12 protein-coding genes and 1 pseudogene are annotated in these 13,361 nt (G+C 58.5%); 8 read left to right on the top strand and 5 right to left on the bottom strand.

What is annotated here, in order from left to right; genetic code table 11:
* Positions 1 to 237 precede the first annotated feature (237 nt).
* The 3 genes and pseudogenes from ACP7BO_RS09675 to ACP7BO_RS09665 all read left to right on the top strand — a co-directional run.
* Positions 238 to 524: pseudogene (locus ACP7BO_RS09675) on the top strand (site-specific integrase); the annotation flags it as partial.
* Between the two features lie 12 nt (positions 525 to 536).
* Positions 537 to 2,123, top strand: coding sequence for an ABC-F family ATPase (locus tag ACP7BO_RS09670; protein WP_073510215.1), 1,587 nt, complete (start codon positions 537 to 539; stop codon positions 2,121 to 2,123).
* Positions 2,124 to 2,289: 166 nt separating this feature from the next.
* Entirely contained in the window at positions 2,290 to 3,486 is a 1,197-nt protein-coding gene (locus ACP7BO_RS09665; RefSeq protein WP_426209921.1) for an MFS transporter, read from the top strand.
* Here ACP7BO_RS09665 and ACP7BO_RS09660 read toward each other — a convergent pair.
* Both ACP7BO_RS09660 and ACP7BO_RS09655 read right to left on the bottom strand, forming a co-directional pair.
* Positions 3,480 to 4,511, bottom strand: a complete 1,032-nt coding sequence (locus ACP7BO_RS09660) for an alpha/beta hydrolase family protein (RefSeq protein ID WP_426209919.1) — start codon at positions 4,509 to 4,511, stop codon at positions 3,480 to 3,482. The genes ACP7BO_RS09665 and ACP7BO_RS09660 overlap by 7 nt on opposite strands.
* A gap of 166 nt (positions 4,512 to 4,677) precedes the next feature.
* Entirely contained in the window at positions 4,678 to 5,289 is a 612-nt protein-coding gene (locus ACP7BO_RS09655) for an FMN-dependent NADH-azoreductase (protein WP_426209917.1), read from the bottom strand.
* 126 nt (positions 5,290 to 5,415) lie between these two features.
* Between ACP7BO_RS09655 and ACP7BO_RS09650 the strand changes: the two genes are divergently transcribed.
* Both ACP7BO_RS09650 and ACP7BO_RS09645 read left to right on the top strand, forming a co-directional pair.
* A complete protein-coding gene (locus ACP7BO_RS09650; protein WP_397456876.1) occupies positions 5,416 to 6,324 on the top strand; it encodes a LysR substrate-binding domain-containing protein in 909 nt (302 codons plus the stop codon).
* Between the two features lie 8 nt (positions 6,325 to 6,332).
* A complete protein-coding gene (locus tag ACP7BO_RS09645) occupies positions 6,333 to 6,677 on the top strand; it encodes an MmcQ/YjbR family DNA-binding protein (RefSeq protein WP_397456877.1) in 345 nt (114 codons plus the stop codon).
* A gap of 4 nt (positions 6,678 to 6,681) precedes the next feature.
* On the opposite strand, the gene ACP7BO_RS09640 is transcribed toward ACP7BO_RS09645, so the two are convergent.
* Positions 6,682 to 7,107 (bottom strand): DUF1294 domain-containing protein, encoded by a 426-nt coding sequence (locus ACP7BO_RS09640; RefSeq protein WP_426209914.1) that lies wholly within the window; start codon positions 7,105 to 7,107, stop codon positions 6,682 to 6,684.
* Positions 7,104 to 7,934, bottom strand: coding sequence for an undecaprenyl-diphosphate phosphatase (locus ACP7BO_RS09635; protein ID WP_060692705.1), 831 nt, complete (start codon positions 7,932 to 7,934; stop codon positions 7,104 to 7,106). Before ACP7BO_RS09635 ends, ACP7BO_RS09640 begins: the two co-directional genes overlap by 4 nt.
* Before the next feature lie 294 nt (positions 7,935 to 8,228).
* Between ACP7BO_RS09635 and ACP7BO_RS09630 the strand changes: the two genes are divergently transcribed.
* From ACP7BO_RS09630 to ACP7BO_RS09620, 3 genes are all read left to right on the top strand, one after another.
* Positions 8,229 to 9,863 carry a methyl-accepting chemotaxis protein gene (locus ACP7BO_RS09630; RefSeq protein ID WP_426209912.1) on the top strand — a complete coding sequence of 545 codons (1,635 nt, stop codon included), beginning with the start codon at positions 8,229 to 8,231 and terminating at the stop codon, positions 9,861 to 9,863.
* A gap of 131 nt (positions 9,864 to 9,994) precedes the next feature.
* Positions 9,995 to 10,834, top strand: a complete 840-nt coding sequence (locus ACP7BO_RS09625; protein ID WP_426209909.1) for an AraC family transcriptional regulator — start codon at positions 9,995 to 9,997, stop codon at positions 10,832 to 10,834.
* 52 nt (positions 10,835 to 10,886) lie between these two features.
* Positions 10,887 to 11,492: a LysE family translocator gene (locus ACP7BO_RS09620; RefSeq protein ID WP_426209907.1), complete on the top strand. Its 606-nt coding sequence runs from the start codon at positions 10,887 to 10,889 to the stop codon at positions 11,490 to 11,492.
* A gap of 8 nt (positions 11,493 to 11,500) precedes the next feature.
* Here ACP7BO_RS09620 and ACP7BO_RS09615 read toward each other — a convergent pair whose 3' ends face one another.
* Positions 11,501 to 13,348, bottom strand: coding sequence for a polyurethane esterase (locus ACP7BO_RS09615; RefSeq protein ID WP_426209905.1), 1,848 nt, complete (start codon positions 13,346 to 13,348; stop codon positions 11,501 to 11,503).
* Positions 13,349 to 13,361 lie beyond the last annotated feature (13 nt).

The following is a 13,361-nucleotide window of genomic DNA, read 5'->3' as shown; positions in this document are numbered from 1 at the left end:
GCCCAAATTTACAAAGCACGTTACGCGTAACGCTCAACTCCAGCCCCCTGATCATGACTCGCCTCTAGCAGGTCAGGCAGCACAATCTACATGCCCGCGAGATACGGCTCAGGCACTGCGGCCAGCCCGGGTGTTCTGCATGTCTTCACCGGGTATCAGGCGTTACGCCATGGTCAGACGCAGCACAATTGCTGATGACGCTTTGGACGAAGAACTCACCGGCAAGAATCCTGCAGATTTGTCCGCCAGACCTCTTAACTGCACGCACAATGGTGTCCGGCGCTAGAGAAGCTGAAGACCCGTTATCGCCCGCCGTACAACTGCCGTCATACTTATGCGACAATACGCACAATGTCTGGCATGAATCCCGCCTTTATTGCCCAACAGCTTGGACACAGCGTCCAGATGCTGCTCTCGACTTATGCCCGCTGGTTGAACCAAGCGGCGACTGGGGAGAGATGGATAAGCTCCAAAATGCCCCAGGAATGGCCAAAGCGCCAAATGCGCGGCCCGCAACCCATTGATAGGTAAAGTAATTGATCTCCACAGCTAACATCACGATGCAGTTCGGCGCAAAGCCGCTATTCGAGAACGTATCCGTAAAATTCAGCGCCGGTAACCGTTATGGTTTGATCGGTGCCAACGGTTGCGGCAAGTCCACCTTCATGAAAATCCTCGGCGGAGACCTTGAGTCGTCCGGCGGTCAGGTCATGCTGGAGCCGAACGTACGTCTGGGTAAATTGCGTCAGGACCAGTTCGCCTACGAAGAATTTACCGTGATCGATACCGTGATCATGGGCCACGAAGAGCTGTGGAAGGTCAAGGCTGAGCGCGACCGCATCTATTCGCTGCCGGAAATGACCGAAGAAGACGGTATGGCCGTGGCCGAACTCGAAACCGAGTTCGCCGAAATGGACGGCTACACCGCTGAATCCCGTGCCGGCGAATTGCTGCTGGGTCTGGGTATCGGTATCGAGCAACACAACGGCCCGATGAGCGAAGTATCGCCAGGCTGGAAATTGCGCGTATTGCTGGCTCAGGCGCTGTTTTCCGATCCTGAAGTTCTGCTGCTCGACGAACCGACCAACCACCTGGACATCAACACTATCCGCTGGCTGGAAAACATTCTGACCCAGCGCAACAGCCTGATGATCATCATCTCCCACGACCGGCACTTCCTGAACAGTGTCTGTACGCACATGGCTGACCTTGACTACGGCGAGCTGCGCCTGTTCCCGGGCAACTATGACGAGTACATGACCGTTGCGACCCAGTCGCGCGAGCAACTGCTGTCGGAAAACGCCAAGAAAAAAGCCCAGATCAACGAGCTGCAATCGTTCGTCAGCCGCTTCTCGGCCAACGCCTCGAAATCCAAGCAAGCCAGCTCCCGTGCCAAGCAGATCGACAAGATCACCCTGGCCGAGGTCAAGCCTTCGAGCCGTGTCAGCCCGTTCATTCGTTTCGAACAGAACAAGAAGCTGCATCGCCAGGCGGTCATCGTCGAGCACATGGCCAAGGGTTTTGACGGCAAGACCCTGTTCAAGGACTTCAGCTTTACCATTGAAGCCGGCGAGCGCGTAGCGATCATTGGCCCGAACGGTATCGGCAAAACCACACTGTTGCGCACCCTGGTCAATGAACTGACACCGGACGCGGGTACGGTCAAGTGGACTGAAGCCGCTGAGCTGGGCTACTACGCCCAGGATCACGCTCACGACTTCGAAGATGACTACACCCTGTTCGACTGGATGGGCCAGTGGACCCAGGGCGAGCAAATGGTACGTGGCACTCTGGGCCGCATGCTGTTCTCCAACGATGACATCCTCAAGTCGGTGAAAGTCATCTCCGGTGGTGAGCAAGGTCGCATGCTGTTCGGCAAGCTGATCCTGCAAAAGCCGAACGTGCTGATCATGGACGAACCGACCAACCACTTGGACATGGAATCCATCGAAGCACTGAACCTGGCGCTCGAGAACTACCCCGGCACTCTGGTCTTCGTCAGCCATGACCGTGAGTTCGTATCCTCGCTGGCCACTCGTATTATCGAGCTGAGCCCAAGCGGCGTGATCGACTTCAGCGGTACTTACGATGACTACCTGCGCAGCCAGGGCGTTGTGTTCTGATATATCGGACACCGCGCCTCGCTAAGTAAAGCGTCGTAACGAAAACCCCGTCCTGGTGACGGGGTTTTTCGTTTCTGACCGGTCAACAATATCGTTAGCCTGCTTTCCTTTGTCCCGGAGCCGAGCCATTATGCCGATCTACGACTGAAAGCCGGACACTCTGCTTATGCCTGCGCAACACCCCTCCTCTGCGAGCTCGCTGTCGGTCACGCTGCAAATACTGTCCATCGTGTTTTATACCTTCGTTGCTTTCATCTGCATCGGTTTGCCGATTGCCGTATTGCCGGGCTATGTGCATGACCAACTGGGCTTCAGCGCGGTCGTCGCTGGCCTGACGATCGCGTCGCAATACCTGGCAACCCTGCTCAGCCGTCCTGGCGCAGGGCGGCTGGTCGATAGCCTCGGAACCAAGCCGGCCATTGTTCTAGGCTTGACTGGAATCTCCATCAGCGGCGCCCTTACATTCCTGGCAGTCATGCTTCAGGAGTGGCCATTGTTAAGCTTGGGGATCTTGATCATCGGGCGGATCTTCCTGGGGATCGCCCAGGGGCTGATAGGTGTCGGCACCATTATGTGGAGCATTACCCGGGTCGGCTCCGAACACACCGCCCGGGCCATTGGCTGGAACGGCATCGCATCCTACGGCGCTATCGCCATTGGCGCGCCGCTGGGCGTGGTGATGATCGAAAAACTGGGTTTCCTTAGCCTGGGCGCCGCCTTGTTGCTTCTGGCGTTGCTGGCGCTGCTGCTGATACGCAACAAACCTTCAATTGCGGTGGTTCGTGGCGTACGCATGCCCTTTTGGTCAGTGTTCGGCCTGATTGCCCCCTATGGCCTCGGCCTGACACTGGCCTCCATTGGCTACGGCACGCTCACCACCTTTATTACCCTGTTTTATATCGACCGCGGCTGGCTCGGTGCAGCCTATTGCCTGTCGGTGTTCGGCGTGTGCTTTATCCTTGCGCGTCTGCTATTCACCAACAGCATCAATCGTTTCGGCGGCTACAGCGTGGCGATCGCCTGCATGACTATCGAAACGGTGGGGCTTGTGTTGCTGTGGCTGGCCCCCTCAACCGGATACGCCATGGCGGGTGCGGGCCTGACGGGCTTTGGTCTGTCACTGGTGTACCCGGCCCTTGGGGTTGAGGCGGTCAAGCAGGTCCCGCTGTCCAACCGGGGCGCGGGGTTAAGCGCTTATGCCGTATTTTTCGATCTGGCCCTGGCCATTGCCGGGCCAATCATGGGGGCCATTGCCTTGAACATGGGCTACCCCTGGATCTTTTTCAGTGCCGCCGTACTGAGTGTTCTTGGCTTGATGCTGACGCTAGGATTATCCCGGCGCAAAGTCAGACACAGTTACTGAGCTGTCGAGGCGGTTCTTGTCACCGGCGAAGACTCCAGGGTCTTGCTGAAAAACCGGCCCGCTTCGTAAATCAGATCGCGATGGATGTCCTCACGGTCAACCCCTTGCGGGTCCGTGCACAACCCGGGCATTACCGCTTTTTGTGCATCAGTACACGGCGCCATAAACACGAAATGCCCGGCACCGGGAATAACTTTGAACTCAGGTTCTACCGGCAGCTTGCGCGCCAATGCATCCGCATTTTTATCGGGGTACACCAGTTTGTCGTCCTGGCCGCTGTAGAGCAGTACGGGCACATGGACATCCGCCAGGGTTTCACGGCCGAACATCAGGCTCAACGGTGCCATCAATAACAATGCACGCACCCGTGGATCGGCGACGGGCTCCAGATCATCGCGGTCCGCGATCAACTCGCCCTTCGTGGTGCACGCATCATGATCATCCGGTCGTTCCTGGCAGTAACGTCGCAGACGGTCCAGATCGGGCTGGGCACCGGCCAGAATCAAGGCTGTTTCACCGCCTGCCGAATAGCCGATGACCCCCACTTCATCATCATGCACATACACCGAGAGTTCAGGATCGGCCAGCGTCGCGCTGATTGCCGCCGAAATCTGCATGGGCCGGCCGTAAAGATTACTCAAGGTGCCCAAACGGCTGTGGTCCTTGTAGTTGTCTCCGGGGTGCAATACCGCCACCACCACAAACCCCTTGCGCGCCAGCGATGTAGCCAGATCGTGCAAGGCCAGCGGCGTCCCCGTGTTGCCATGGGACAACAGCAACAGCGGGTAATGCCCTATGGCGATTTTTGCCTCTTCGGTCGCCTCGATCTCATAACCGCCGATTTTGCTTATCCCCTCGGCATCACTGGACGGATAAAAGGCAATGGCACCCATCGGCTGCTCATCCAGCGGGTCGAGGAAACTCAGGCGATGAAAACCCACACTCCAGTGATTGACAGGCTCGGCCCGCACCAGGATGGGGCAAGCTGCCAACAAAAAAATCAGTACTGCCCATAGACGCATCATGGAGGCTCACCTTGAATGGCGCCCGGTTATAGCCAGCGCTGCCAAGAACTGACCGCTTTGCATAACCCAAGCCACATCGATAAGGCCAGACGCAAAAAACTCCGTACTCTGGCCAACTCAAACGCCCCAGAATACAGAGTTTAGTAGGTGTATCGATTTAGATAACTTACGCCGCGCTGAACAGATCCTGCTTAATTTGGGCCTGGGCATCGTTCATGGCTTTGCTGCGTACTTCATCACCATATGCAAGGCCATGGGCACGCACAAATTCAATATCGGTGATCCCCAGGAAACCCAGCATTACCTTCAGATAGTCTTCGTGGGCTGCGCCAGTCGCTTGCCCGGCGTGCATGCCGCCGGAAGTCGAAACAATGATGACTTTCTTGTTGCCGCACAGGCCCTGCGGACCGGCTTCGGTGTAACGAAACGTCTGGCCGGCTACCGCGATACGGTCGATCCAGGCCTTGAGTTGAGTTGGAATGGTGAAGTTGTACATCGGCGCGGCAATGACCACTGCGTCCGCTTCCAGAAATTGTGCCAGGGTGGCAGCGCTCAATTCGGCTTCGTGTTTTTGCGCAGCATCGCGCAATTCGGCCGGTGTACCGGCGGCCACCAGTGTTGCTGCCGAGAAATGATCAATGGCTTCACTGGCCAGGTCCCGATAGCTCACTTCAACGCCTGGCTCTGCTGCCTGCCAGGCTTTAACCACTTCACGGCTCAACTGACGCGAAGCCGAGTTGTCGCCCAAAATGCTCGAATCGATATGCAAAAGTTTCATGGTGATCTCCAAGTGAGGACCGCCACTGGGCGATCAAGTGAGGTAGATGCTACCAATGAAAGCAATCGACGATAAGTCAGCCTTTGTGCGATAGTTTGTCCCATCTACAGGACAGTGAGCCTAGCCATGCAAGATCTTAACGACCTGTATTACTTCGCCAAGGTTGTCGAAGCCGGTGGCTTCGCCGCCGCCGGCCGCTTGCTCGGCATCCCGAAATCTCGCCTGTCGCGACGTGTCGCCGAACTCGAAGAACGTCTCGGGGCCCGCCTGCTGCAGCGCACCACGCGCCAGTTGAAGCTGACCGCCGTCGGCGAACGATACTTGAGCCATTGCCAGGCCATGTTGCTGCAGGCCGAGATGGCCGATGAGGCTGTCGCCAGCATGTCCAGCGAGCCGCGAGGGCGCTTGCGCGTGTCCTGCCCGGTCGGGCTGGCCCATGAATTCATGCCCGAGGTCATCAGCTCCTTTCTGAGTGCCTACCCCCACGTACAGCTGGAAGTAATCCTGCTCAACCGGCGCGTCGACTTGATCACCGAAGGCATTGACGTGGCCTTGCGTGTGCGTGAACTGGGGGATGAAGACCCGCTGCTGGTCACGCGCCGCTTACGCCAGGCGCAAACGGCAATGGTTGCCAGCCCGGCGTTTGCGCGCCAGTGGCCGATCAACAGCCCTGACGACCTGAAACACGTACCGCTGCTGGGCGCACTTGAAGCGGACCGCATGGTGCATCTGCGCATGCTCGATGAACAGAGCAAAGCCTGCGACCTGGTACTGGAAGCACGGCTTGGCATAGATGATTTTGTAGTACGCAAAGCCTGTGCACTGTCCGGCCTGGGCTTTACCGTGCTGCCCATGATGTATTGCGAACAGGAACTGCAAAGTGGCCAGCTGGTACAGCTGCTGCCCAAGTGGTCACTGCCCGGGGGCTGGCTGCATGCCGTGTACCCGCATCGACGCGGGGTGATGCCGGCCGTACGGGCCTGGATCGAACACCTGGCCGAATCATTCAACCGCTGTGGAGACAAACTGCTATGAACGCAGCAATGACCAAACAACAGGTAGCCGAATTCTGCCGCAGCTTGCCCGGAGTGAAAGAGGATGTGAAATGGGGCGGGGTCGAAGTGTTCTACATCGACCAGAGCAAGATGTTTGCCCTGTTCAACCTCAACAGCAACGGCCTGTCGTTCAAGGTCGAGAAAGAGTTGTTCCTGGGCTACGTCGATCGCCCGGGAATACGCCCGTCGCCGTATCTGGCGCGGGCGTACTGGATCAATATGCAGGCCCCCTACCCGATGGGCGCACAAGAGTTACAAGACCTGCTGCGCCGTTCCCACCAACTGGTGGTCGGCAAGCTGCCGAAAATACGGCAGATCGGCTTGCTCCTCTGATGGCTTACAGGTCCAGAAAAGTGACCTTCAGGAACAGCACATCAATCCACACCGCCTGATGTGCAGCCACGATCAGCCAGAACCACAGCTGATAGGACAACTTGCGGGTTTTGTGGCGAAACATCTGTTGCGCCACCAGTGCGCCGGGCCAGCCGCCCAGTAGTTCGACCCCGTGCAAGACCTTCTCCGGAGTACGCCACTGACCGCTTTTGGCCTGTTGCTTGTCGTACCAGTACAGGCCAAACGCCAGAGCGCTTGCCACTGCATAGATCAATAACGGTACGCGGCTGATGCCGGTGAGCAACAGGCTCACCGAACCGCCCAGAGGCAGCGCGCACAGCAGTGCAAACACCAGCAGCTTGACCTTCAGACCACGAATCGGGGCGCTGTTTTTCTCAGGCTCAGGGCGATTTTTTAGCGTTTTTCTCACGCAGCGGCAGCCGACCAGTTGATCCAGCCAAACTGCCAGGTCGCCAGAATCAGCAAACCGAATGCAATCCGGTACCACGCGAACGCGGCATAACTATGGTTCGAAATGAACTTGAGCAAGGCGCGAACCGCGATCATGGCGAAGATGAACGAAGTCACAAAACCAATCGCGAACACCGGCAAATCGTCCGGCTGGAACAAGTGACGGTATTTGTAACCCGAGTACACCGCAGCGCCGACCATGGTCGGCATCGCCAGGAAGAACGAGAACTCGGTAGCCGCCTTGCGCGACAAGCCGAACAACAGGCCACCAATAATGGTTGAGCCTGAACGCGAAGTCCCGGGGATCATGGCCAGGCATTGTGCGAAACCGATTTTTACCGCGTCTTTCCAGGTCATGTCGTCCACGGTTTCAGCGCGGATCACATGCTGGCGGCGCTCGGCCCACAGCATGATCACACCACCGATCACCAATGCCGTGGCAACAGTAATAGGGTTGAACAGGTACTCGTGAATCACGTCGGCGAAAATCACCCCCAGCACCACTGCCGGCATCACCGCAATGATCAGGTTGACGGTAAAACGGCGAGCCTGGGGCTGAGTCGGCAAGCCGACGACAACGTCGATGATCTTGCGGCGAAACTCCCAGACCACGGCCAGGATCGCACCCAGCTGAATAATGATGTTGAACGCCATGGCGCGCTCGCCGCCGAAGTTCAGCAAGTCCGCCACAATGATTTGGTGGCCGGTACTTGAGATCGGCAAGAATTCCGTAAGGCCTTCTACTACACCAAGTATCAACGCCTGTGCGGCAGTCCAAAGATCCATCGTTCCCCCATAAAGCCCTGCGTCATGCAGGGCGGATTAGTCAAAAATTGAGATGTGTTTGCAACCGCTGCCGCGGAGGTGGGTTACAGGTGTGTCATTTTCACCAAGGTGATGTGAAATAACTGTCGGAAATCAATAAACATTCAGCTTTGCGAATTCCGGCCGAGATCCTATCAGACACGTCCCACTTTCGCTGCTAAGACATCCAGGGTGAACCCGTGACTTGCGCATCAAAGCGCCTGCCCGGATATCGTCCAACGATGAAAAAACAAGAATAAACAGGAGTAACCATTCATGAATACCTTACGCGGGTTGTCCATCAGCAGACGCTTGTGGCTGATTTTGATCGTGGCCGTGGCCATGCTGCTGGCGTTGGGTTTATTGATGCTAAAGCAGATACATGACGATCTGTATGAAGGCAAAGCCGAGAAAACCCGGCATGTGGTGCAAGCAGCCAGCGGTGTCCTGAACTACTACCACGGCCTCGAAACCGCCGGCAGCCTGAGCCGTGAAGCCGCCCAGCAGCAGGCCCTGAGCGCCATCAGCCAGTTGCGCTACGACCATGACGACTATTTCTGGATCAATGACCTGCGCCCTTTCATGATCATGCATCCCACCAATCCCAAACTGGATGGCAAAGATCTGTCGACCATCAAGGACCCTGACGGTTTTGCGATTTTCAATGAGATGGCCGCCCTCGCCAAAGCCAAAGGCGCGGGCATGCTCAACTATCGCTGGCCAAAGCCGGGGGCCGAAGCGCCAGTGCAAAAAACGTCCTATGTGCAACTGTTCGAGCCATGGGGCTGGGTGATCGGCTCCGGCGTCTATATCGATGACATGCAGGCCGAATTCCGCACCCAGGCCTTGAAAGCCGGCTCGGCCGGGCTTGCTATCGCACTGATCATGGCCGCACTGGTGACCCTTATTGCCCGCAGTATCGTGCGCCCGCTGCAGGATGCGGTACAGGCCATGGCCAATATCGCCAGCGGTGAAAGCGACCTGACCCGTAGCCTGGACACCCACGGCCGGGATGAAGTCACGCTACTGGCACAGCACTTCAATGCCTTTACCGCCAAGCTGCGCAACGTCATCAGTCACCTGCAGGCAACCGCCACGGCACTGGAGAAGTCATCCACTGAAATGGGCAGCGACGCCACGAACGCCCAGCAACGCAGCCAGCAACAAGCCCTGCAAATGGACCAGGTGGCGACTGCCATCAACGAAGTCACCTACGCCGTACAAGAGGTGGCGAAAAACGCCGAACACGCCGCCGGCGAAATGCGGGGTGCCCAGACGCAGGCCGGGCTTGGCCAGCAGAACATCGATAGCAGCCTGCAACAGATCGGGCAGCTGTCCGGCACCATCAATCAGGCGGTCGAAGTGATACAGGCATTGGCCACGCAAAGCAGCGAGATCGGCAGTGTGCTTGAAGTAATCCGCTCGATTGCCGAACAGACCAACCTGCTGGCGCTGAACGCCGCGATTGAAGCCGCCCGCGCCGGGGAACAGGGCCGTGGATTTGCGGTGGTGGCGGACGAGGTCCGATTGCTGGCCCAGCGCACGCAAAAATCAACGGCTGAGATCCAGACCATGATTGAAAGCCTGCACAAACACTCCGAAGCGGCAGTCAATGTCATCGCCAGCAGCAGTCGCGCCTCGGCGCAGACCATCGAACAGGCCACCGGGGCCGGGCTCAGCCTGACCAATATTGGCCAGGCCCTGAGCAAGCTCAATGACCTCAATGCGTCCATTGCCAGCGCGACCCTGCAACAGGCGCACGTCGTCGAAGACATCAACCACAACGTGACCCTGGCGGCCGGGCTGTCGCAGAGCACTGCACAGGCGGCCGAGCAATCGAGCCTGGCCAGCGTTCACCTCAGAGAACTGAGCGTGCAGCTCAATGGGTTGTTGCGCCAATTCAAGGTGTGAACGTAGTCGCTGACGAGCCCCGGGTAATGGCTGCCACATTTTCGGGGCTCGCCCGTCTGCGCACAAACCTTCTAGACCCGCCCTGCCCCACACGTGATAAAACTCGGGCTGTATTGGTACGGGTACCCACCATGACTGCTCACAACTGGATCGATCTGGCTCAGGACGATGAAACCGGCATCGAAACCTTGCGTGCCCATTTTCAGGGCCATGCCTATGACCCGCACTGGCACGACAGCTATCTGGTGGGGGTCACCGAGCAAGGGGTTCAGCAGTTCAATTGCCGACGCGTTCAGCACCGCAGCACTCCCGGCAGCGTGTTTTTGCTGGAGCCGGGCGAGATCCATGACGGCGATGCTCCGACAGACGACGGCTTTACTTACCGCATGCTCTATCTCGATCCACACTGGCTCGAACGTGAACTCAGTGCCGTGTTTGAAGAGGCCCCCGCCAGCACCTGCCTGAGCTTCGCCAGCACCCTGTCCACTGACCCGCGACTGGCCATGGCCACGGCACGTGCGTTCGAGGTCATGCATCAGCCCGAGCTGCGCATCGTCCGCCAGCATGCACTGGACACCCTGCTCCAGGCCCTCACCACGCAACTGCACTGGCGCAAGCAATACCCGCACGATCCACGGCTGCCTGGCGTCGCCCGGCTGGCACGGGAATACCTGCATGAGCGCATGCATCACAACGTCGGGGTTGATGATCTGGCCAGCGTCACCGGAGTTGACCGCTTCCGGCTCAATCGGGCCTTCAAGGCCGCCTATGGCCTGGCGCCCCACGCCTATCTGGTGCAGCTGCGTCTGGCCAGCGCCCGACGCCTGCTAGCGCGGGGCGAGCCATGCGCCGAGGTGGCCATGACCCTGGGTTTTGCCGACCAGAGCCATTTGGGCCGCTGGTTTGTCCGCGCCTACGGGCTCACTCCGGCGCTGTACCGAAAACGCTGCTCAAACGTTCCAGACGCCTGACGCACCGTTGCCGATGATGGGGCCATGTCCATCATCCTGCGGAATCCTGTGTATGCCGTTCTCATCCTTGCTGCCGTTTCTACTCTTTGCCTTCGTCGCATCCATCACACCCGGCCCCACCAACCTACTGGTGCTCAGCAACAGCACCCGCTTCGGCATCAAAGCGGCATTGCCGATCATCTTCGGCGCCAGCGCCAGTGCCGCCACCCTGGTACTCGTGGTCGCAAGCAGCTTGGGCCAGTCCATCAGCGCCATGCCACTGTTCAAGCACACGCTGCAATGGGCAGGCATCGCATGGCTGACCTGCCTGGCCTGGAAAATATTCAGTGCACCGGTCACCGCCCCACTGCAAGCCAACAGCCAGCAACCGCGACTGGGCCTGTGGGGCGCCGCCAGCCTGCAATGGGTCAACCCCAAGAGCTGGATGATGGCGCTGGCCGTGGTCAGCGTATTTGCCGGTCAGGGCGCCGAACAACAAAGCCGGGCTCAGGTACTGGCCCTGGTGTTTTTCCTGGTGTCATTGCCTTGCCTGGGGATGTGGGCGCTGCTGGGGGCGGGCTCGGCCAGGTTGCTCAAAACCGCAAGGGCCATGCAACGCTTCAACCGCTGCATGGCCCTGTTGCTGTTGATGTCAGCCTGGCTGAGCCTGTTTCTATAGGTAAAGCCCTAAGCAATTACGATGTCGGCCCCCGCCAGCGAGGCCAGTCCCACCCCGACCAGGGTGACCGAGTCACTGCCAAAGCTCAGCACGGTGTCTTGCCCTGATGCAGTGGCATGGGCCCGGTAATCGGCCTCGTGACCGCCCTCCACACCCAGGAAAACCAGGCTGTCGGCGGGCTGGTAGCCCAGCACTGTGTCATGGCCGAAATGTCCGCTGAAGATAAAGGTATTGGTGCCACCCACCGACTCCAGCAGGTCATTACCGGCGCCCCCGATAAACACATCATTACCCGCCGACCCGATCAAATGATCGTTACCGCCCTGGCCGAGCAGCCAGTGACCCTGCTCACCGGCCTTGAGGGTGCTGTCGCCCGGCCCGGCGTTCACCGAATGGGTGTAGTCAATGCGGCTGGTGCCGGCCCACAGACCGTCATCGGCAACCCGATGACTGACCGACTTGCTCAGCCCCAGCCAGCCCGGCTCATCACTGACCAACAGGCTGATATCCCGGGCCATGGTGATGCCGCCATGGCTGTCGCGCAGATACAAAGTGCCCTGCCCGTCATTGACGACATCCACCCGGTTCAGGGACTGCTGCAGGTCCAGCGTATTGACCCCCTTGCCCCCCAGGATGATGTTGTAGCCACCGCTGTCGCGAAAAGTGTCATTGCCGTCGCGACCTTCAAGGAAGTCATTGCCGCGCCCGCCCTGGATCAAGTCGTTACCGTCACTGCCGATGATCAAGGTGCTGCCGGTATGTTTTTCTGCGTTGCGATTCAAGTCCTGGACCCAGGTATTTTCCCGCGCCGGGTTCGACAAGTTGGCCACCACGATGGTCGAGTCCTTGTGCGTCAGGTCATAGAAGGCCGAATCAACAATCCGGTTCATCCCGCTTTCGTAGCCGCTGGGCAGGTGGGTGACCCAGGTCGAGACATTGGCAATCGAAAAGGGCATCAGGTTCCACGCCGTGGAGGCGTAGTGATCGTTGAAGCTCACAATATTGTTGGTGGCAGACGGTTGATGGGCGTCATGCACACCCAAGGACGACAGGCTGAAGTCCGAGCCGTTGAGGGCCCGGAACACCGGATCGTTCTCATAGCCGATATTCAGCACATTGGCGGTGGTTTCACTTTGCGTCGGCGATGCAAACGCGATGTAGCGGGCGTCACGATAAAACCCTGACCAGTGATCACCGCTCAAGTCAGCCAGACTATTGACGGCGAGCCCGCCCAGACTATGGCCGCTGACCAGCACATCCTTGCCTGCCAGGCCCTGGCCGGCGGCAAACGCCGCGACTTTGCCCAACAGCACATCAAAGGCATTGCCGGTGTAATTTTTGGCGTAATCGGCAGGCCCGATGGCGGCCAGCAAATCACTGATGGCATCGCCGATGGAGTCAGTGATCAAGGACTCCCGTGGCCCGCTGGTGCCACGAAAGCCGATGCCGATGGCGGTCAGTTGGCCATCCGGGTTGTATTTGCCGAGGATCTCTACTTGGGCGCTCTCATAGCCCGGTTTTTCGCCGAAAAATGTTCCGCGCTGATCGACCTTGCCTGCATAACCCAGCTGCTGCGCGCTGATGGGGCTCCAGCCGGCTTTTTCCACCGCTTCCCGGGCCAGTTTTTCCGAGTCCGGGTTCCACGGGATGCCCGGCACCACCCCCTGAGAGTCGACGCCTCCAAGCACGGCCTTGACCAGAGTGGCGGGCAAACCGGTGCCCATGCCATTTTTCTGGTAGCCAACGGCAAAGCCGTTATCCAGGTTGTGGTAGCTATAAAGCGTGATGGCCAAAGCATCTTTAAACAGTGCCGCAGAAACGTTTGACCCTACTTCCTTGTAGTCAAAAACCGCCATGGTTTTACTCTCC

The sequence above is a fragment of the Pseudomonas sp. TWR2-1-1 genome (assembly GCF_049897045.1).
Taxonomy (GTDB): Bacteria; Pseudomonadota; Gammaproteobacteria; order Pseudomonadales; family Pseudomonadaceae; genus Aquipseudomonas; species Aquipseudomonas versuta.
This window is presented reverse-complemented; position numbering and strand designations above follow the sequence as displayed.

Bases quoted from the DNA above. Each gene is read 5' to 3' on its own strand.
- ACP7BO_RS09620 (WP_426209907.1), top strand. From the start codon at position 10,887: ATGCCGTTCTCATCCTTGCTGCCGTTTCTACTCTTTGCCTTCGTCGCA.
- ACP7BO_RS09630 (WP_426209912.1), top strand. From the start codon at position 8,229: ATGAATACCTTACGCGGGTTGTCCATCAGCAGACGCTTGTGGCTGATT.
- ACP7BO_RS09615 (WP_426209905.1), bottom strand. From the start codon at position 13,348: ATGGCGGTTTTTGACTACAAGGAAGTAGGGTCAAACGTTTCTGCGGCA.
- ACP7BO_RS09655 (WP_426209917.1), bottom strand. From the start codon at position 5,289: ATGAAACTTTTGCATATCGATTCGAGCATTTTGGGCGACAACTCGGCT.
- ACP7BO_RS09660 (WP_426209919.1), bottom strand. From the start codon at position 4,511: ATGATGCGTCTATGGGCAGTACTGATTTTTTTGTTGGCAGCTTGCCCC.
- ACP7BO_RS09665 (WP_426209921.1), top strand. From the start codon at position 2,290: ATGCCTGCGCAACACCCCTCCTCTGCGAGCTCGCTGTCGGTCACGCTG.
- ACP7BO_RS09645 (WP_397456877.1), top strand. From the start codon at position 6,333: ATGACCAAACAACAGGTAGCCGAATTCTGCCGCAGCTTGCCCGGAGTG.
- ACP7BO_RS09650 (WP_397456876.1), top strand. From the start codon at position 5,416: ATGCAAGATCTTAACGACCTGTATTACTTCGCCAAGGTTGTCGAAGCC.
- ACP7BO_RS09635 (WP_060692705.1), bottom strand. From the start codon at position 7,934: ATGGATCTTTGGACTGCCGCACAGGCGTTGATACTTGGTGTAGTAGAA.
- ACP7BO_RS09625 (WP_426209909.1), top strand. From the start codon at position 9,995: ATGACTGCTCACAACTGGATCGATCTGGCTCAGGACGATGAAACCGGC.